The sequence below is a fragment of the Binatus sp. (SeqCode) genome, assembly GCF_035272065.1.
In the GTDB taxonomy this organism is placed as follows: Bacteria; Desulfobacterota; Binatia; order Binatales; family Binataceae; genus Binatus.
Genome location: NZ_DATEQZ010000059.1, coordinates 34,386 through 54,329 on the forward strand (window position 1 = coordinate 34,386; position 19,944 = coordinate 54,329).

17 protein-coding genes and 1 pseudogene are annotated in these 19,944 nt (G+C 62.7%); 10 read left to right on the forward strand and 8 right to left on the reverse strand.

Annotated elements, in window-relative coordinates:
• Nucleotides 1–4 precede the first annotated feature (4 nt).
• Entirely contained in the window at nucleotides 5–412 is a 408-nt protein-coding gene (locus VJX68_RS11615) for a hypothetical protein (RefSeq protein ID WP_324095858.1), read from the reverse strand.
• A complete protein-coding gene (locus tag VJX68_RS11620; RefSeq protein WP_324095859.1) occupies nucleotides 409–2,001 on the reverse strand; it encodes a phytoene desaturase family protein in 1,593 nt (530 codons plus the stop codon). Before VJX68_RS11620 ends, VJX68_RS11615 begins: the two co-directional genes overlap by 4 nt.
• A gap of 437 nt (nucleotides 2,002–2,438) precedes the next feature.
• Between VJX68_RS11620 and VJX68_RS11625 the strand changes: the two genes are divergently transcribed.
• The 8 genes from VJX68_RS11625 (at nucleotide 2,439) to VJX68_RS11660 (ending at nucleotide 11,377) form a co-directional block, all read left to right on the forward strand.
• Nucleotides 2,439–3,518: an ABC transporter permease gene (locus VJX68_RS11625; RefSeq protein ID WP_324095874.1), complete on the forward strand. Its 1,080-nt coding sequence runs from the start codon at nucleotides 2,439–2,441 to the stop codon at nucleotides 3,516–3,518.
• A gap of 150 nt (nucleotides 3,519–3,668) precedes the next feature.
• Nucleotides 3,669–5,402, forward strand: a complete 1,734-nt coding sequence (locus VJX68_RS11630; protein WP_324095860.1) for a carboxypeptidase regulatory-like domain-containing protein — start codon at nucleotides 3,669–3,671, stop codon at nucleotides 5,400–5,402.
• Nucleotides 5,403–5,421: 19 nt separating this feature from the next.
• A complete protein-coding gene (locus VJX68_RS11635; protein WP_324095861.1) occupies nucleotides 5,422–6,567 on the forward strand; it encodes a nitronate monooxygenase in 1,146 nt (381 codons plus the stop codon).
• Between the two features lie 49 nt (nucleotides 6,568–6,616).
• Nucleotides 6,617–8,206, forward strand: coding sequence for a xylulokinase (locus VJX68_RS11640; protein WP_324095862.1), 1,590 nt, complete (start codon nucleotides 6,617–6,619; stop codon nucleotides 8,204–8,206).
• Nucleotides 8,207–8,260: 54 nt separating this feature from the next.
• Nucleotides 8,261–9,688 carry a pyridoxal phosphate-dependent decarboxylase family protein gene (locus tag VJX68_RS11645; RefSeq protein ID WP_324095863.1) on the forward strand — a complete coding sequence of 476 codons (1,428 nt, stop codon included), beginning with the start codon at nucleotides 8,261–8,263 and terminating at the stop codon, nucleotides 9,686–9,688.
• Between the two features lie 32 nt (nucleotides 9,689–9,720).
• Nucleotides 9,721–10,527 carry a histidinol-phosphatase gene (gene hisN / locus VJX68_RS11650; protein ID WP_324095864.1) on the forward strand — a complete coding sequence of 269 codons (807 nt, stop codon included), beginning with the start codon at nucleotides 9,721–9,723 and terminating at the stop codon, nucleotides 10,525–10,527.
• Nucleotides 10,528–10,611: 84 nt separating this feature from the next.
• The gene (locus VJX68_RS11655; protein WP_324095865.1) at nucleotides 10,612–10,767 is read left to right on the forward strand and encodes a hypothetical protein; all 156 of its coding nucleotides are present in this window, start codon (nucleotides 10,612–10,614) and stop codon (nucleotides 10,765–10,767) included.
• A complete protein-coding gene (locus VJX68_RS11660) occupies nucleotides 10,718–11,377 on the forward strand; it encodes a phytanoyl-CoA dioxygenase family protein (RefSeq protein WP_324095866.1) in 660 nt (219 codons plus the stop codon). Before VJX68_RS11655 ends, VJX68_RS11660 begins: the two co-directional genes overlap by 50 nt.
• A gap of 43 nt (nucleotides 11,378–11,420) precedes the next feature.
• On the opposite strand, the gene VJX68_RS11665 is transcribed toward VJX68_RS11660, so the two are convergent.
• Entirely contained in the window at nucleotides 11,421–11,642 is a 222-nt protein-coding gene (locus VJX68_RS11665; RefSeq protein WP_324095867.1) for a dodecin, read from the reverse strand.
• 234 nt (nucleotides 11,643–11,876) lie between these two features.
• Here VJX68_RS11665 and bufA2 point away from each other — a divergent pair, with 234 nt between their 5' ends.
• Nucleotides 11,877–12,164: a BufA2 family periplasmic bufferin-type metallophore gene (gene bufA2 / locus VJX68_RS11670; protein WP_324095868.1), complete on the forward strand. Its 288-nt coding sequence runs from the start codon at nucleotides 11,877–11,879 to the stop codon at nucleotides 12,162–12,164.
• Nucleotides 12,165–12,376: 212 nt separating this feature from the next.
• On the opposite strand, the gene VJX68_RS11675 is transcribed toward bufA2, so the two are convergent.
• The 3 genes from VJX68_RS11675 to VJX68_RS11685 all read right to left on the reverse strand — a co-directional run bounded on the left by VJX68_RS11675 (nucleotide 12,377) and on the right by VJX68_RS11685 (nucleotide 17,448).
• On the reverse strand, nucleotides 12,377–15,163 hold the full coding sequence (locus VJX68_RS11675) for a glycoside hydrolase family 38 N-terminal domain-containing protein (protein ID WP_324095869.1): 2,787 nt from the start codon (nucleotides 15,161–15,163) through the stop codon (nucleotides 12,377–12,379).
• 17 nt (nucleotides 15,164–15,180) lie between these two features.
• Nucleotides 15,181–16,140 carry an ROK family protein gene (locus tag VJX68_RS11680; protein WP_324095870.1) on the reverse strand — a complete coding sequence of 320 codons (960 nt, stop codon included), beginning with the start codon at nucleotides 16,138–16,140 and terminating at the stop codon, nucleotides 15,181–15,183.
• Between the two features lie 96 nt (nucleotides 16,141–16,236).
• Entirely contained in the window at nucleotides 16,237–17,448 is a 1,212-nt protein-coding gene (locus tag VJX68_RS11685; protein ID WP_324095871.1) for a winged helix-turn-helix domain-containing protein, read from the reverse strand.
• A 43-nt stretch (nucleotides 17,449–17,491) separates the two neighbouring features.
• On the opposite strand from VJX68_RS11685, the gene VJX68_RS11690 reads away from it, so the two are divergent.
• Nucleotides 17,492–19,270, forward strand: coding sequence for an acyl-CoA dehydrogenase family protein (locus VJX68_RS11690; protein ID WP_324095872.1), 1,779 nt, complete (start codon nucleotides 17,492–17,494; stop codon nucleotides 19,268–19,270).
• Here VJX68_RS11690 and VJX68_RS11695 read toward each other — a convergent pair.
• The gene (locus VJX68_RS11695; protein WP_324095873.1) at nucleotides 19,267–19,533 is read right to left on the reverse strand and encodes an alpha/beta fold hydrolase; all 267 of its coding nucleotides are present in this window, start codon (nucleotides 19,531–19,533) and stop codon (nucleotides 19,267–19,269) included. The genes VJX68_RS11690 and VJX68_RS11695 overlap by 4 nt on opposite strands.
• Nucleotides 19,533–19,796, reverse strand: a pseudogene (locus tag VJX68_RS11700) (alpha/beta fold hydrolase); the annotation flags it as partial. The pseudogene VJX68_RS11700 and the gene VJX68_RS11695, both read right to left, overlap by 1 nt.
• Nucleotides 19,797–19,944: the final 148 nt, after the last annotated feature.

Here is a 19,944-nt window from a genome sequence, read left to right on the forward strand (position 1 = left end):
TCCTCTAACGCGCGCCGTCGCGAGCGAGCTTCATCAGCCGGTGGACTCGCAAGGGAAGAAAAGGGTTGCGAAGCCGCGACTTAACTTTGAGACGTCCCCGAAGATGCTCGATTAGCGGATTGCTGCGACCCTGGAGCAACTCAGTCAGCGATCGGTACGGTCCCGCAATGCTGGCATCGAGCGGTTCCACACTGCCGTCGCACACCGCGATTTGACTGCCGAGAAAATCGACCGTGACGGACGCGCGATAGTCAGTCGCCGTCAGACCCAGGCGTCCGCGCAAACGCCCCGCGCGACGCCGGCGCGATGCTGAATCGGCCAGCTGCTGTTTGAGGAACTGCTGCACGATCGATGCGAGCCCGCTGGTCGAGCCGTCGGCGAGCAAAACCGGGATATCTGCGATAGCGGTCATTTCCACCAGCGTTCGACGTGCTGATCGTGGGCGATAATCTCGAGTGCGTTGTAAGCCGGCGCGAAAGTCACGAACCCGTGGGGATGCTGCGTGGCGCCGCACATGTACAGATTCCCGATCGGAGTCCGATACTCCGAAAGAATCGGGCCGGGGCGATGGTCCAGCATGTTGCCTAGATCGATCAGCCCGCCGATCCAGTCGGCCTGAACCATGTTCGGCATCCGCCGCGTGATGTCGAGCGGCGAATAGGTCGCCCAGTCGAGAAACGTGCTGTCGCTCAGGTTGGGGGCGGCCTCTTTCCACACGTCGATGCATCGCTGGCCGTATTCGCGGGAGATCTTGTCCCACGCGGCCGGACCGCCGGCGGCGAGATTGTATGGCGCCATCTGGCGGAGCAGGCCGGTGTAGAAGCCGTCGGGCGCGTCAGTCGGATCGTAGAGCGAATTGACCGCGGCGTTGGGCCGCGGATCCAGAAGTTTGCCGACGCGCAAATCGCGCCAATCGTCATTGAACTGCTTCTGATTTTCGTAGCCAAGGTTAACCACCCAGGCCTCGTTGACGTCGGGATCGAACGCGGCCGCGCGATACGCCGGCTTCGCCATCATCGCCAGATGGACGCTGAAGAACGTCGAATCCATGTGCGGAAAGTTCTTGACCTCGGCCGCTAGTGCAGCGGGCAGGTTCTCGGGCCCGACCATTTGCAAGAAAGTCTGCTCGAGGCTGATCGAACTCGCGACCAGATGCTTCGCGCGCACTTCGCTGCCATCTTCGAGGCGGACGCCGACGGCTTTTCCGTTCTCGACCAGGATCTTCTCGACGCCATGATTCAGGAAAACGCGTCCACCGGCTTGCGCGAGCGCTTCCCACAATGAATGGGCGAGCGCGTGCGAACCGCCAATGCAGATGTGCCAGTTGTCGATCTTGCTCAGCAGCAGTGGGAACGAAACCGCGAGCCCGCGGCGATCGGTCGCGTAGCCGGCGAGCGCCGCGTGAAATGAGAGATGAGCCTTGACGCGATCGTTTTCGAAATGGTGGTCGAGGAATTCATTGATCGTCTGATGGCGCAAATGGACGCTCAGGTACTTGCTCTTTTCTTCGACGCCCCAAGTCACCAGCGCCTTGGTGATGTCCTTGATCGAGGTCGGCGGCGAATACATCAGTGTGCGCAGGATCAGGTCGCGGTAGCCGCGCGCCTCTTCGTAAACGGCGTGGAAAGTGTCAGCGTCCTTGCGCGAAAAACGCGCAATCGATTCGCAGGTCTTGTTGAGATCGGTATGCACCACCAGAGCGGAGCCGTCCTTGAATACGCTCGCCATCTGGACCGGCGGCTGGACGTAACGCAATCCGTGCCGCGTGATGAGTTCAAGGTCATCGTAAACCGGGCAGATGCCGACCAAGGTGTGATAGTTCGCGTGAACGTTGTGCAGGAAGCCGGGCCGCGTCAGTTCCTCGGTGCAGAGGCCGCCGCCCTCTTCGGTGCGCTTCTCGAAGACCCCGACACTCATTCCCGCCTTGGCGAGATAAGCGGCGAGCGCCATACCGTTGTGGCCCGCACCGATGATGATGGCGTCAAAAGTTGCATCGGGCATCGAATGATACCTCCGGCGTTGGTCCAGCGCGTTTCATTGGCTAGCGGCTGCCTCGGGCTGATACCGACCAAACGGTTGATTCGCATAAGTTGTGCCCTGCGAAGGAAAACCGCCGCCGCAGACTGGAAGCGAGGCCATTTTTAACGGACTATCGCGTTTTCCCAAGGCAAAATACGCGCAACGCTCAGGGCAAGGGCCTAATGGCTGTCGGCAAGCCTGTATCCGTTCGCGCCCGTGACTGTTGCGATCGGCGACACTGCCGAGCGAGCGCGAAGGCAGCGAGTCGCAATTTTGCTCGCAAGTGCAGGCCGCATTACCCACGAGGCGTTGGCGCGCGAGTTGCTCATTGTCACCACTAGCTTAGTGTGATTTTCAAATTGCTACCGCTCGCTGGACTTAATCTTTGGCGCCGCAACCGACAGCGCACGCTTTTGACTGTGCTCGCGGTCATGACGGCCTCGATGGTGTTTTCGGCGGTAATGGTTATCCCGTTTGCTATGACCGCAATCGTCAATAGGGCGGATGCGGTTCCCCGCCTCGCCGTCACCAACCGCGCGGCGGTGAGGAGGGGACTGCCCGAGTCGTACTACGGGAGGATCGCGGGACTGCCCGGCGTGGTCGCTGTGAACCGGATGAATTGGTTCGGCGGGATTTATGATGATGTGAGGCATCAGTTCCCGAGCATGGGAATTGACGCCGACAATCCCGACGTAGTCTGGCCCGAGTACGCCCTCAACCATGACCTGGTGAATCAGTTCAAGATCAACAAGAACGGCGCGATCGTCGGCATCGCCACGCTGCAACGCTTTCGATGGCGCGTTGGCGACGAGGTCGCGCTCCATGAGCCTTCGATACCGCTAACCCTGACCTTCCGGATCCTCGGCACCATCAGCAGCGGTCCGGACCTGACCGTGTTCCTGTTCCGCCGCGACTACCTCGAGGACGCGATGCACAATCCCGGACTCACCAGCATGCTGTGGGTCCGCTGCGCGAGCATGGATGATGCGACGCGTTTGACCGCCACGATTGACGAGATGTTCCACAACTCTTCGGCCGAGACGCGCACGGAAACGGAGAAGGAGTTCATGTCGCAGATGGTCGCGAAATTCGCGCCGATTGCTCACGTCGTGCAGGGGATTGGCCTGAGCGCGGTGCTCGCGATCGCGCTGGCAGTGCTCAATGCCGCGTCGATGACGGTGCGGGAACGGACGCGCGAGATAGCGGTGGTCCAGAGTCTCGGATTCACGTCGGGCCAAATCCTGTGGGAAACGGCGGTCGAGAACGGGATGATGGCGCTGCTAGGAGGAAGCGTAGGCGTCGCGGTGGCGGCCACGGCGCTCGATCAAGCGCGTGGATTTGTTCCGAGCTTCGGTCCGCTGCTGTCATTTGGAATACCGCCGCCGGTCATGGCTGCTGGTCTGGCGGTAGCGGTCGCGGTCGGACTGGCCGCTGGGATATTGCCGGCAATCCGCGTGACTCACGCGACCGTGCTGGACGGACTGCAGCGAGTCGCGTGAAATGGTTTGCTACCGCCGATTTTCCGTGGGACATGTTCGATGCGGCCGGATACGAGGGATGCTATGAAAACCTGCAAATCTATCGGTGAATCGCCTGCAATGACGCAGGCGCGCGGACTTCGGGCCTGGTTCGTTGCCGTTGCGTTAGTGATGGCAGTGGCGCCTGGATTTCGGCTGAGCGCGTTTGCCGGCGGTCCCGGCGTTTTCGCCGGCGTTGTCCGCGATCAGAACGGGCGACCGGTTGAAGGCGCGACGATTACGATCACCAATCGCGAGCTCGAACGCAGTACCAGCGTGTTCGCAGCGAAAGACGGCAGCTTCCGAATGCCGGCGCTGGAACGCGGCCTTTACGATCAGCGGGTGCGCAGGGTCGGATACAAGGATATTTCGGAGAACGGGATCTCCCTGAAAGACCACGCCGGCGGCGTGACTCTTACGATGATCACAGAGACCGATCCCAATGAGCTTGCATGGCAACTGCCGGCGAACCGATGGACACCGCTGGTGCTCGAGCGGCTCTCCAGTGACACGCGGCGCGAAGAGTTCGTTCGCCAGTGCGCGTACTGCCATCAGCAGGGCAGTTGGGCCACCCGCGTGCAAAGAAGCGACGAGGACTGGCACGCGATCTTCATCAAGATGGGACGGATGGGCGGCACAATCTCGCCCGAGCTGCAAAAGGAACTTCCCGCCGCGCTGAACGCCGCCTACGACGACAAGAATTATCTGGGCAAGCTGACCGAGCCTGAGTTCATCGCGCCGCCTGCGCCTGAGGGCCGCGCCGCGACTGCCGTCATAACTGAATGGCAGGTCGGCACGCCGGCCTCGATGCTGCACGATATCGCAGTTCATCCCGACGGCGCGATCTGGGCGGTGGATACGGGAGGAGACCGGCTTTACCGGCTTGATCCAAGCACCAACCAACGCGAAGAGTTCCCGATTCCGACCGGCGACTCGCCGATCGGAGGCGTGTTCCACGGCTCGGGACTCCTGCAATCGCAGGGTGCGACCGCGCGCGTCGCGCCGCACAGCCTGCAAGTGGCCGCCGACGGTACGATTTGGGTGACGCTTTGCCTCGGCAACAAGGTGGCGCATCTGAATCCACGCACAAAAGGCTGGACGATATACGAGCAGAAGGACGGGCTGTATCCGCATACGATGCGAATCGATCGCAAGGGCAGGGTCTGGTACACGCTCGCGGTCAGCAACGGCGTCGGGATGATCGATCCATCGAGCGGCGAGCAGCGCGTCTACCAGTTGCCGGCGCCGAGCTTTGCGCAGGCGCTGGCGCTTCGCGCGATGCCGCTCGTAATGTGGGCGTCGGAGCATCTTGGTTTCTCTCCGCCGTCGACCGGCGAAGGCGCGACGCTGCCGGTGCCATACGGAATCGATATCGCCCCCGACGGCGGTGTATGGTTCAGCGAGCTCAACGCGCGCCGAATCGGACGGATAGATCCAGAGACAGGCGAAATCCGGGTGGTCGAGACTCCGTTCAGCGGCCCACGGCGCATGCGCTTCGACTCGAAGGGCAATCTCTGGATTCCGGGATTCAGTTCCGGTCTGATCGCGCGCTACAATCCGGATACGAGGCAGTTCAAGACCTGGAAGTTGCCCACCGGCGGAGTGGAAACTCCGTATGCGCTCAATGTGGACCGGCGCACCGATACGGTCTGGGTATGCGGCACCACCTCCGACACGCTGATGAGCTTCGATCCCGCGACCGAGCGTTTCACCGTGTATCCGCTCCCTACTCGCGTCACGTTCACGCGCGAAATCGACTTCGACAAGAGTGGTGCAATCTGGACATCGAACTCGGATTTCCCGGCCTGGCACATTGAGGCGCCCGCGCCGTCAGTAATCCGCATTCAGCCCGGCCCTGCGTCATGAGCTGCGAGGAGTTGCCTGAATGAAAACACCGATTTGCAAAATGCTCGGCATCGATTTTCCACTGCTGGCCTTCAGCCATTGCCGCGACGTAGTGGCCGCCGTGAGCCGGGCCGGCGGCTTCGGAGTGCTTGGAGCGACCGGTTTCACGCTCGATCAGCTCGAGCTCGAGCTGAAATGGATCGACGATCACATCGACGGCAAGCCCTACGGCATCGACGTGCTCATTCCGGAGAACCTCTCGATCAGGTACGACAAGAGCGTCACGACGCGCTCGCTCGTCGAACACATTCCGCAGCAACACAAGGATTTCGTGCGCGAGCTTCTTTCCAGGAGTGGAATAGAGCCCTCGCAAGCGATTGAAGAAGGGCGCGTCCGGTCTCCGGATGCGCCAGTCCCGTTTCAGCCGGAATACGCGCTGAAGCTCCTCGAGCTTGCGTTTCACCATCCGATCAAATTGATCGCCAACGCGCTCGGCGTGCCGCCGCAGGCCATGATCGACATGGGCCGTCAGCACGGGGTGCCGGTCGCGGCGCTGGTGGGAGCGCCGGAACACGCGGTGCGGCAGGTGAAGGCGGGAGTCGATATAATTGTCGCGCAAGGCGGGGAGGCCGGCGGCCATTGCGGCGAAGTCTCGACGATCGTGCTAATCCCCGAGGTTCTTCGCGCGATCAAGCCAATCCGCGACGTTCCCGTATTGGCCGCCGGCGGCATCATGACCGGCCGCCAGATGGCCGCGTGCATGGCGATGGGCGCGGCCGGGGCGTGGACCGGCTCAGTGTGGCTGGCGACGACAGAATCCGAGACCTCGGAAATCTTTCGCGAGAAAATGATCGAAGCGCGCTCGCGCGACACCATCCGTTCCAAGGGCCGAACGGGAAAACCGTCGCGCCAGTTGCGTTCGACATGGACCGACGCGTGGGAGGGACCGGGCAGTCCCGGCGCGCTGCCGATGCCGCTGCAGAGCCTCATCAGCGAACCCGCTCTCCACGCCGCCGATCTCGCGGCCGAGCGGGGCAACGCGAAGGCGCGCGAAATGGTCACCTATTTCGTCGGCCAGGGCGTCGGTCTGGTGGACAGCGTGAAATCAACTCGCGCGGTGGTAAAAGAATTCATGGAAGAATTCGTCGAGGCGGTCTCCGATCTGCAGGCGCTTATGGAAGACTAGGCGCTCACGCAAGCATCAGATAGTTACAAACCACGGGCGGAACTCATCGATGCCTTCCTCCACTCCGCTGAAATGCGTGCTCGCCATCGATATGGGCTCCGGCAGCACGAAGGCCGCCGTCGTTTCGAGCGCGGGCGAAGTCGTCGCGTCGGTAATCCGCCATACGACTACGAAGATGATGGAGGGGGGCGCGGTCGAGCAGGATCCCGAGGAATGGTGGCGCTCCGTTTGCGATGCGGCGAAGGAGGCGGTCGCGGCGTCGCGCGTGCCGGCGCAACAGATCATCGCCGTCGCGTGCACCACTCTATGGGCCGTCACCGTGCCCGTTGACGAGGGCGGCGCCGCAATCGGAAACGCGATCTCGTGGATGGACACGCGCGGCGCGAAATACAATCGCGCGATCTCGGGCGGATGGCCGCGCATCCAGGGCTACGGCCTGTTCAAGGTGCTGAAATGGCTGCGGTTCACGGGCGGCGCGCCAGTTCAATCGGGCGTCGACGGCCTCGGCCATATCCTCTTCATCAAGAATGAGCGCCCCGAGATATATGCTCGGACCTTCAAGTTTCTCGAGCCGATGGATTACCTCAACCTGCGGCTCACCGGACAATTCGCGGCTTCGTACGCGACGATGTTCACTTACTGGCTGACCGACATTCGCAATCCTAACAGGATCGACTACGTCCCCGAGTTGCTCGCGATGGCCGGCGTCGATCGCGCCAAGCTGCCGGACTTGCGGCCGGTCAACGCCGTGCTCGGCACGATCAAGCCCGAAGTCGCCGCGGAGCTGGGTCTGGCGCCTTTCACTCGCGTCGTGATGGGCTCCGCCGACGGCCATGCGGCGACCTTGGGCGCGGGCACAGTGCGCGACTACGAGGGCTACTTCTATATCGGCACCTCGTCGTGGATGAGCTGTCACGTGCCGGCGAAGAAGACCGACCCGCTGCACATGCTTACTGCGATGCCGGCCGCGCTGCCGGGCCGCTACATGGTCGGCGCGGAGCAGGGCGCGGCGGGACGCAGCATCGAGTTCCTGAAAGACCTCCTGTACCCGGCCGGCAACGCGAATTCTCCCAACGACGTTTACGCCGACATGAATCGGCTCGCCGCGGAGGTTGCGCCGGGGAGCGACGGATTGATCTTCACGCCATGGATCAACGGCGTGTTCGCGCCGCACGAGGACGCATCGACGAGGAGCGCCTTCTTCAATCAGAATGTGCGTACCGGCCGCGGTCATTACGTGCGCGCAGTGATGGAGGGCGTCGCGTACAACCTGCGATGGCTCAAGGGCCACGTCGAGAAGTTCATCGGGCGGCCGTTCGAGCAGCTCAATTTCATAGGCGGTGGCGCGAGCTCGGATCTGTGGTGTCAGATCCACGCCGACGTCCTCGGATGCACGGTGCGACAGGTCGCCAATCCGCGCAATGCCAACGCGGTGGGCGCTGCGATGGCGGCGTTTGCGGCGCTGGGTGAGATCGGGGTCGAGGAAATATCCGCAAAGGTGAAGATCGCCGCCGAGTATCGGCCGATCGAGACCAACCGGCGCCTGTACGATCGCCAGTTCCGCGAGTTCCTGGAGTTCTACAAGCGCAACCGCGTGATCTACCGTCGCCTCAACCCCGTCGCCCGCGCGTCGGATTGAACTTGGCGATGGACTAGTATTCAAATCGACGAGACATCTCCAAGGAGTCGTGCCATGCCCAAGGCAGCGAAGAAGCAGCAAGAGTCCACCGGACCTTTCGGCGATATGTTTCCCTATCGCGAAACCTTCGAGACCTATCGCGAGTTGCCCAGTAAGAGCCGCCGGCCCGAGGACGTCATGCGCGAGTTGCGCAGCATCGCGCGCGAGGAAAACGCGCGCTGGCAGACCGGTCAGATCTCGGGCACCTACTACCATGGCGGGATGGAGCACTACGCGTACCTCAACCGCGTGTTCTCGCTCTTCTCGCATGTCAACCTTCTCCAGCGCGACATGTGCCCGAGCGGCACCAAGTTCGAGGGCGAGGTAATCGCGATGACTGCGCGGATGCTCGGCGCGGAGTTGGCGCGCGAGAAGGATCCGCAGGCCGACGTTTGCGGCGCGATCACTTCGGGCGGCACCGAGAGCATCATTCTGCCGATGCTGGCGTATCGCGAGGGAGCCAAGGCCGAGCGCCAAATCACGGCGCCCGAGATGGTGGTGCCGGATACGATTCACCCGGCATTTTCCAAGGGTGCGCACTTTTTTGGTATCAAGCTGATCCGCGTTCCGGTCGGTCCCGATTACCTGGCCGACGTGGACGCGATGCGGAACGCCATCGGCCCCAACACCATCGCGATCGCCGGCTCGGCGGCGAATTATCCGCACGGGCTGATCGATCCGATCGAGAAGTTGTCCGACCTCGCGCTCGAAGCCGGAGTCGGTCTGCATGTCGATAGCTGCTTCGGCGGTTTCATCCTGCCGTGGATCGCAAAGCTCGGCTACGACATTCCGCCGTTCGACTTCCGCCTGCCGGGCGTCACCTCGATGTCCTGCGATACGCACAAGTGGGGCTATGGGCTGAAGGGCGCGTCCGTCGTGCTCTTTCGCAATCGCGCGTTGCGCCGGCGCATGTACTTTGCGATGACCGACTGGCAGGGCGGCTTGTATGCGTCGCCCACTGTTGCCGGCAGCCGCTCCGAGGGAATCAGCGCATCGACTTGGGCCGCGATGGTCACGCTCGGCGAGGAAGGATACCTGAAGGCGACCCGCCGCATCATGAAGGCAGCGGACACGATCAAGTCGGGGGCCGCAAAAATTCCGGAGCTCAAGATTATAGGCAAGCCGACGTATTGCATCGCATTCACGTCCGACAAGGTGGACATCTACCACGTCAACGATTTTCTCGCGGAGCGTGGATGGCGCCTTAACGGGCTTCAGAAGCCCGCGGGCTTTCATCTGTGCGTCACCTTGCCGCAGACGCTGCCGGGGGTGGCGACGCGTTTTGTCAGAGACATCGCGGCCGGTGTCGATTACGCGAAGAATCCGCCGGCGACGCCCGCGCGCAGCGGCGCGGTGTACGGCGGCGGCGCGGCCTCGCTCGATCCTTCGATGGTAAATGAACTGATGCTCGCATGGCTCGACGCGAGCACCGAAGTCCCGTAACCGCCGCCTTCCGGCGAGACCAGCCTATGACGATGATGGACGATCGCGCGATCGGAGAGTACACCGCCTTTGCCTGCCATCTGGCGGACCTCGCGGGGCGCACGATCCTGCCGTACTTTCGCGTGCGCCTCGCGGTCGAGAATAAGAGTGCTGGCGTTGGCTACGATCCGGTGACGCTCGCCGATCGTGCAGCGGAGCAAGCGATCCGTGACGAGATTCAGCGCGTCTATCCCGGCCACGGAATCCTCGGCGAGGAGCATGGCTTCGCGGCCGGTACCGACGGACTGACCTGGATCATCGATCCGATTGACGGCACGCGCGCCTTCATCATCGGGCAACTTCATTGGGGCGTTTTGCTCGCGCTCAACGACGGCGCACGGCCGGTGATCGGCGTGATGCATCAGCCTTACACGGGCGAGACGTTCGTCGGTTCACGCTTGGGCGCCGAACTGAGGCGCGGCGGCTCAAGCAACCCGCTTAAGGCGCGCGAATGTCGACGGCTCGAAGACGCGATCGTGTGCGCAACCGATCCCGCGATGTTCTCGGGGCCGGGCGAACGCGAGGCGTTTCGCGAGGTCGCCTCGAAGGCGCGGATGAGGCGCTACGGCGGCGATTGCTATTCGTACTGCCTGGTCGCCGCGGGCTTTATCGACCTGGTGATCGAATCGCGCCTGCAGCCCTACGATATCCAGCCGCTCATTCCGATTATCGAGGCCGCAGGTGGAATCGTGACGAGCTGGTCGGGCGGCTCGCCTTACGACGGCGGGCAGATCATCGCCGCCGGCGATCGCGAGCTGCACAAAATCGCGCTCGCGATACTCGCACCCGCCGCGCGATAACCGATCTTCCATATACAGCTTCGATCAAGCAGGCGCGATTGTGCTATGCGAAATCGATCCTCGGGAAGCGTGAAGGAGACCGCCATGGCAGCTTTGTCCGCGATCGTCGAGCAGCTTATCGATGGGCCGGGATTCGTGCTGATGCCGAATTTGATGGCCGCGTCCGAAGCGGCGCAGGCGCGCTCGCGCGTTGGAAATCGCGGAGTCGCCGTCCGCTTCCACGTTCGGCAGACGCAATGAGAGGACCGGCCAGCAACACATTCGCGGGCTGCTCGCGCATGGCGAGATTTTCGAGCGCATGGTGCAGCATCCGGCGCTTATCGAAATCGCCGAGGCGATGCTGGGTGACGACATGACGCTAGGCGCGTACTCCGCGCGGATTCTCTATCCCGGCGCGATAGAGATGGGGGTTCACGTTGACTATCCGTACTGGGCGATGCGTGGGCCGTTCGCTGTCCGGCCGCCCCTGATGGTCCAGGTCATCTGGATGCTGCAGGATTTCACCGAACAGAACGGCGCCACGCTGGTCGCGCCGCGGAGCCAGTTGCGATGCGCGCGGCCGAATCGCGAGGATTTCGCGCGCGAGGCGATCAAGATTACAGGCGCGGCCGGCGACGCGATCATTTCGCACGGACTGCTGTGGCACGACACTTCGCAAAATCACAGCGAGCAGCCGCGCGTGGCGCTTTTGATCAACTATGGCCTGAAGGTGATTCGGCCGCTCGATTCGGAGATAGCGAAAGTTCCGCCCGCCGTGCTGGAACGCGCGACGCCGAAACTTCGCCAGTTGCTCGGGCTGGAATTCGCCAACTCGCTCGCGCGCGACCTGTCGAGAGATGGGCTGTACTGACGCGAATCCAGCCCCATTCTTTGATTCCTCGTGAGAGGGTTTCTCAAACGACGGAATCGCCTTCGAGGCGGAATCCGATCCGCACTTCCACCTGGAACGTTGGATCGCCTTTCTTGTTCACTGAGCCGCGAATATTTTTGACCTCGAACCAGTCGACATTTCGTAGCGTCTGGCGCGCCTTGATGATTGCGTTGCGCACCGCCTGCTGGACGCTGTCCTCGGACACGCCGACCACCTCGATTATCTTGTACGTCTTATCTGGCATCGGACTCTCCTTTGCGTGAGATACGGATTTTCCCGCCTCAACGTAGTGTCTGGATCATTTCCCCGTGCCCCGCAATGGGATCGCCGGTCTTTTCTTGACGAGTGGGGAATTTGACGCGGAGACTAGTTTCGAAGCAGACTGCATCGTCCGGCAACTTAACTTGTTTCAGCGACGGCGAATTGGCCGGAATGGACCGGCGGAAATTCGCGGCAAACTCGAAGGGAGAACTATCTGATGAAGCGAACGAAGGTGGCAGGAGCTATGCTCGCGACAGCGGTCGCATTGGCATTCACCGGTAGCGTAGTCAACGCCGGAGACGCGCCAAGCCCTTCGACCCAAGCGGCGCAAGTCAAGTGCCTGGGCGCGAATGCATGCAAAGGGCAGAGCGCATGCAAGACTGCAACGAACGATTGCAAGGGCAAGAATTCGTGCAAGGGCAAAGGCTACGTCATCACCACCGACGCCAAATCCTGCGAGAGCCAGGGCGGTCACGTCGGCAAGAAAGCCCCGATGGCGATGTAGCATGACCAGAGCATGACCAGCAGTGCGCCGCGAGTTCTCCGGGACAGATAGACGCTCACCCGGCATTTTGGTACAAAGGAGGGCGCTGACTGGTGTTTGCCCCCCTTTCACCAGTTCGCGTCGGGCTGGCGTTTAAACGCGCTGGCCCGTCTCTTTTTCAAAAGGAAGAGGGCCGTTGATAAAGTGTTCCCGCAACTGGGAGCGGAAGTGCCTTAGGCGCGGCGCGACTTCGACGTGGACGATCGAACTTCGAAGGTCACGATCTGAAACGGGCGCAGCTCCATCTCGACGGAGCCGTCGCGTCGCCGCTTGAGCTTGACGCCCTTCAACGGCCGGCCCGCGAGATCGACCAGTCGAGCTTTGCGGCCGGCGCCGAAGCTGAATCGCGCGGTTTCCGGCGACTCGGAAGCGCTGAACGCGCGCACGATGTACGCGCGGGCGCGGTCCGTCGCGCGCGCGGTGGAAAACTCCACTCGCGGGTTGTCGCAGGCGCAAAGGCGATTCTCCGACACATCCATCGCGGAGCGAGCCTGGAACACGCGCGGCGGATATGCATACGCCTGGCTCAACTGCACCACGCCTGTGTCGGCATACGAACGGCGCCAGGTCGTGACGGCGAATTGAAAACGATGTGGGCCGATTTCCTGCGCGTCCGGCGTCTCGAACTCCGGGCCCGCGTCGCCGCGGCGCATCTTCAGGTCTTTGCGCGAAAGCCATCCCACGCATCTGAGCAGCGTCAACAGGATTGTCGTACCGCCGGCGTCTCGCCTAGCCTCGGTCTCGTAGATGCCGCGGCTCATCATCGCCGCCGATAACTCCGCCGATTGCACCGCGGTGAACGTCCGATGCGGCGCCGTCGGATAAATGTCTTCAGTCACGCCAGCCGGCTCGGTTGGATCGATCGAGCGGCGGACGATTCCGAAATTCGTGTCCGAGAGCGATTCTGACGCGGCAATAGGCGTCGACAGCGCGATGCGAATTCGATGATCGCGCGCGCGATTATCAATCTCTGCATCAAAATCCACGCGCTGCAGTCCCGCGTAGATGGTGGCCGTCAGTTGAATCGGAACCTCAACGGTCTCCGCCGCGCGCGCCGAGCGATCTTTGGTGAGCGCACTCGGAAGATTGAGAACCGACGAGAGGGCGATGCGGCTTTTCACCGTGCCGTGCTCGATCACGCGAGCGGCGAGCGACGCCGGCTTCGAGATTGCCGCCGAATCGGCAACCGGGTCGAAGTTGTATTCGTCACCGCGATCGCCATCATCCTCGAAATAAATCTCAAGCGCCTGGTTGTTCTTCAAATCGTCGATTTTCAATCCGCGCGATGATGGGCTGAGCCTGAAGTATTCGTTCTCGATCGATTCGCCTCCAGGCGCACTTGCCGGCGTACCAGCAGCGGGTTCGTCCGAGCGAACGAGCCGATAAAGACTGAAGCCGGCCTGCGTGAGCGCGTCGGCCACGAACGTGATCTGCGCCCGCGCGGCGGCGGTAGCACGGATTCGAACTATCGCTTCGTCGGGGACTTCAAGAATTCGGCGGCGAAAGTCATTCGGATCCAAATCGCCCGCCGCGCTCCGGCTGACGAACATGCGCAGATCGAATCGGTTGTCCCCATCGCGTTCGAGCTCGAACCGGTTCACATACTGGCCCATTACCTGGGCGCCGGCGATCAAGCCTTTGAAGTCCGCTCCCTTCAACTCGATTTCGAATGGCCGCGCCAGCCGAGCGATATCGATCGCGACGGGAATGCGGCACCCGTCGCTGTCCATCGCGACGTAGCTCGCGTGCGGATCCTCGACTTCTGTTTCACCGGTGACGAGCGCGCGGCGAGCGAACGTCGGGTTGAACACTGCGATTGCGGGGTCGCCACCGTTTCGCGTCGCAAGCACCGCGTTTGAGGCGCGGCGCGCAACGATCTCGCCGATCATCGCCGCCTGATCGAAGCGGTAGCGCATATCCTGATGGACTTGATCGATCGAGCATCCGCAGATCGAGTCGTGCGGATGATTCTGAATCTCCGTGCGCCACGCAACCTCGAGCAGCGCGGTCAAGTCGTCGGCGCGACTCGAAAGGGAAGCGAGCGCGGCCAGCGGATCGGCAATCCGCTCGAGCAGGTACGAGTTCTGGAAATCGCGCTGCTTTATCCACGCTCGCGACGAGCTGACGCCCGGCGTGAGATTCGAACGCGCAGGCGATCGCAATTCCCCGCGGACGCGAGGTGTGCCGTCGACGGGAAGCTCGGCAAGCCGCGCCATGTATTCGTCGAGTGTGCCGACCTCGGCCGTGAACAGCGCGCGCCCGGCCGCTTCCTTCAACCGCTCGAACACCGCGACGTCGGGTTCCGCGTGATCGTTGCCGTTCATCACCAGGATTGGAGCGCCGCCGGAGAACTCGCGTTCCCGTGCGGCGATTTCGTTCACTCGCGCGATCGTCGCATCAGCCGAATCTGTCGGGATGCTGGCGCCGTTGAAATAGCCGAACGGCAGGAAGACCGTGAACAGCGCGCTGCCGTCGAGCGCTTCCCAGATGAATCGATTGTGATTCACTTCGCGTCCCACTCCGCGGAAAGTGACCGCGGCCTTGAGCCCGAAGCCCGAAAGAATCTGCGGAAGCTGCGCGGCGTGACCGAATTGATCGGGCAGATAGCCGGTCTCGGCGCACTTGCCGAATCGCCGCGCGATACGCGTGCCGATCTCGAGATTGCGAATCAGCGCTTCGCCGCTCGCAAGGAAGCTGTCCGCGAGCAGGTACCACGGGCCGATTTGGAGCTTGCCGGCTTTCACCAGCTTTGCGATTCGGCGCGCGCTGTCGGGACGCACTTCGAGGTAATCCTCGAGCACGATCGTCTGGCCGTCGAAATGAAAGCAGGGCAGGGCGCCGCTCTCCAGTTGCGCGAGCATCTTATCCATCATCGTCAGCAGACGCGCGCGCATCCGCTGAAACGGCTGGTACCATTCGCGATCCCAGTGAGTGTGAACGACGAAATAAAGATGCTCCATGAACCGCGCCTTGCCGCTTAGAGTCCCACCGCGACGCACAGCGCTGCAACATCGCCGATACGCTCGCCCAACGCCGCCGGCACCACCCGGCAAGAGGCGGCAGACGTGGGCAACGCTTCGCGCGTCATCACCTCGCGTGCAGGTCCCAGAATCATGTCGCCCGTGCGCATCGCCAGCCCGCCGATCACAATTCGCTGTGGATTCAAAACATCCACCAGGATCGCGATAACCTGTCCGAGCCGCTCGCCGGTCGAGCGCACGATGCGCATCGCGACGACATCGCCATGCTTCGCCGCCGCGCAAACGTCGCGAGCCGTTAATAGGCTGCGACGCGCCGTCAGCGTCGTGCGATGCCCGCGCTTGCGCGCATCCGCGACGGCGCTCATCGCGACCTGCGCCATCCCGCCGCCGCTCGCCCATCCTTCGACTGAACCGCGCTTGTGATATCCGACAGGACCGCCGCGCGTGAGCCGCACATGCCCAATCTCGCCGGCGAGATCGTCAGTGCCGCGGTAGAGCCGCCCGTCGACGATAATTCCCGCGCCAAGTCCCGTGCCCATCGTCAGGAAAATCATGTTGTCGGTTCCGCGCCCCGCGCCGTAGCGATGCTCGGCGACCGCGCCGGCGTTCGCGTCGTTCTCGAGATTGCAGCGAACGCCGAATTGCCGCTCGAGGATCGTCTTGATTGGAACATCGATCCACGTGGCAAGGTTGGGCGGCGACTGGATAATCCCGCGTACTCGATCGAGCGGGCCGCCGCAACTTACGCCGATACCGCGGATCGCCGAGCGCGAGATCCCGCGCCTCTTCAGCATCGTGCTGATTCCCTTACCTATCTGATCGAGCGCGCGCTTCGGTCCTTTGGCGGAGATGGTGGCGAACTGGAGACGGTCGCTGACCTCCGGCAGCCGCTGTGAGACGACGATCGCCGTCTTCGTGCCGCCGATATCGACACCGATCCAGACTTTTGCCGGCACGTGCGCTCGCCCTCGACGCTTTAGTAGCGGGCAAGCAGTATCAAACGACCGGCGTTTTCACCAGTCATTGAAAAAGTCTGGAACTATTGTCGCACACTACGTGCGCGTTGAGCATAGCTTCTTTGCGAGGTCACCGCGTCGCGTCACCTTGATTCGTTCGAGGCCCAGCCACGGCGCCATCGTGACAAGCTCGCGCATCAGCGGCTCTACCACTGCGCTCGGTCGGACGCCGGGTTCGCAATGCGCTCCCTGAACGAGGAGCGTCCGGGTTGCGCGATCGGATTTCAAATCGACGCGGGCGACCAGCCGGTCTCCCAGCAGGAACGGCAACACGTAGTAACCGTACTTGCGCTTCGCCGACGGAGTATAAATCTCGATCCGATAGCGGAACCCGAAGATTCTTTCCGTGCGCGCGCGTTCCCAAACGAGCGAGTCGAACGGAGAGAGCAGGGCGTGCGCATCCAGCTTGCGCGGCGACTTGGCATCGCGCTCGAGGTACGCCGGCGCCGGCCATCCTTCGACGCTAACGGGCATCAGTTCTCCCGTCTCGACGAGTTCCCTGATGCGATGCCTGCCTGCGCCGATGCGGATGCGAAAGTAATCGCAGAGATCTTTCTCAGTACCCACACCGAGGGCGCGCGCGGCGATTCGCAATAGTGCGCGCTGTGCGTCTTCGATTGCAGGAGTCGGCATCGCGAGCACTCGCGCCGGGATAACTCTATCGGGAAGGTCGTACAGCCGCTCGAAGCCGCGTCGCCCCGCTGCCGCTACTTGCCCCGCTGCGAACAGCGCCTCGAGCGCGCGCTTGCCATCGCTCCATCCCCACCATCCGCCCTTGCTTGCGCCCGCGCCGCTGATCTCGCGAGCGCTCAGCGGGCCTCGCTCCGCGATCTCGTCGAGCGCCGCCCGCATGAAGCCCGGCCGCCGGCGCTCGAGAGTAGCAACCCTTGTGTCACTGTCCTTGTGATTCTCGGCCGCCTCGGCCATGCGCCAGCGGAGCAGCGGATGCAATTCGAACGGCATCAACGACGCCATGCGTCCCCAGTATTCGAACAGCTCTCGATCGGCAGGCGCACCGAGCCACGACGAGTCGAGCATTTCCGGCGCGTAAGAACCCAGGCGCGAAAACAGCGGCATGTAGTGAGATCGCACCAGTACGTTGACCGAGTCGATTTGCAGCAGCCCGATTTGCGCAATGACGCGTCGCAAATGCCGGCGGTCGGGACGCGCGGACGTCCGTGGACTCGCGAACCCCTGCGCCGCGAGCGCAATCCGTCGCGCTTCGTCCGCCGAGATTCCCGTTTTCACGTTTGTAGCCAATGCGGCGCGAAAAGATTACTTCTAATTTCCTATGGCTTTTGTAAATTCTGACAAGCTCGCAAGCGACCATACCGCCGCGGCCCTGGTCGCGCCCGATTGCCGCGGGATGAACTTTTACCGCATCGACCGCGGGCTGCGCGACCTGCTCGATCTCCACATGGAACCGCGGTTGCGCGCCGCGATGGAGCCTCATCTCGATCGCCTCGGGCAACTCGCAGGCGGCCGGCTCGACGAGCTTGCGGAAATCGCCGACAAGCACCCGCCCGTGCTCCATTCGCGCGATCGTTTCGGCCGCGACGAGGACTGGGTCGAGTTCCATCCCGCCTATCGCGAGATGGAGCGAATCGGTTTCGGCGAATTTGGTCTGCATGCGATGGCGCATCGGTCCGGGGTGCTCGGATGGCCCGAGCCTCTGCCCTACATCGCGAAGTACGCGTTCCAGTACCTGTTCGTGCAGGCCGAGTTTGGCCTGATGTGCCCGATCAGCGTGACCGACACCGGCGCCGTGCTGGTCGAGAACTATGGCAACGACGACCTCAAGTCGCGCTACCTCGGCCGCATGCTGTCGCAGAAAATGGACGAGATTTTCAAGGGCGCGCAATACATGACCGAGCGCGTCGGCGGCTCCGACCTCGGCAACAGCGCCGTGGTTGCGAAGCGCGAGGGCGATTTCTGGCGGCTCTACGGCGACAAATGGTTTTGCTCCGCGGTTGACGGCGACGTCGTGTTACTATTGGCGCGTCCTGACGGTGCGGCCGCAGGATCGCGCGGGCTCGGGCTCTTCCTTATGCCGCGGCGATTGGAAAACGGCGAGCGCAACAACTATCGAATCGCTCGCCTCAAGGACAAATTCGGCACGCGCTCGATGGCGAGCGGCGAGGTTGTGCTCGAAGGCGCGATCGCCTTCCAAATCGGTGCGCTCGACCGCGGCCTGCGCCAGATGATGGACATGGTGAATCTCAGCCGTATGTCGCATGGCGCGCGCGCCGCCGGCATGATGCGCCGATGTCTCAACGAGTCGCTCCAGGTCGCGCGTCATCGCTCCGCATTCGGCCGCCCGATCATCGAGCATCCGCTGCTGCGGCGCCAGTTGATGAAGCTGATGGTGCCGACCGAACAGGCACTTTCGGTTTTCACTTACGACACGACGATGATGGACCGGGCGCGCGCCGGCGACGCGGAAGCCGAGCGCGTGATGCGCATCCTGACCGCCGTGCTGAAGTTCCGCGCGTGCCGCGACAACATCCGCGTCGCGACGGGCGCAATGGAGGTGCGCGGCGGCAACGGCTACATCGAGGATTGGGTCAACTCGCGCCTCATCCGCGACGCGCACATCGGCGTGCTGTGGGAGGGCACCAGCAATATCAACGCGCTCGACGTGATCAATCGCGCAGTCGCCAAATCCGGCGGTCACGAGGCGCTCGGGCACGTGCTGAAAGCGAAGCTCCAGGCAGCGACCGCAGCGCCTGCCGCGTTTCGCGCGGAAATCGCGCAGCTAATCGATCGCGCGGTCGCATTCGCCGGCGAGGTCGCAGCCAAGCCGAAGCACGAACGATTAGCCCGTCTCGCGACCGACGCTCTTTATAATGTGGCGAGCGCCGCGCTGATGACCTGGGAAGGCGCGACCGCCGGCGCCAACGGCGGCGACGCGCGGCGCATGGTCCTCGCGCGCATGGTCGTCGAGCATCGCGTGCGTCCCGAAGATCCGCTGGCGGTCGCAGCGTCTGACTGGGAAGAGGACGCGATCACCGCGCTCCTCGACCCGGGCGCAGTATCGCTCGAACGAGCCGCGCGGCTTGTGAGTGCCTAGTTCCTCAGCCAGTCCACGATCTTCTGGTGGATGCCGACCGGGTCGGCCGCCTGAAATGCGTGGCCCGCGCCCGGGATTATGTACATCTCGGCCTGCGGGATCTTGCTCTTGATGATATTCGAGTTCTCCGCCGGCACCAGCACGTCCTTGTCGCCGTGCACGATCAGCACCGGGCACTTGATTTGCTCGAGTCGGTCGTACGCGTTGAACGTCTGGATTCCCGCCATCGCGCGGTCCGCGGTTTCCGGCGGCGTCGGCGGCATCATTTCATCCCCGCGATCATCATCTGTTTGATCTCGGGATGCTCGGCGACGAATTCCTGCTGCATGAGCACAGGCAGCAGAAGGTCGAAGGCCTTCTCGGCATCGGTCGGCATCATCTTCTGCGCAGTCATCAATTTTTCGATAATTTCCGGCGACGCCATCTTCACCGTCGGCCCTCCCGCCATCGTGCATCCAAGCACGACCTTGCTGACCTGCTCTGGATGCCTGAGCGTCAGCTCCTGCGCGATCATCCCGCCCATCGATACGCCGACACTTTTGCTTTTGCGATTCCGAGCGCGCGCAGCAGATTGCTCGCGTCATCGGCCATGCCCTCGACGGTGTAGATACAGTCAGGCTTGTCGCTGAGCCCGGTTCCGCGATTGTCGAAGTAGATAGACTTGAAGCCGCTGA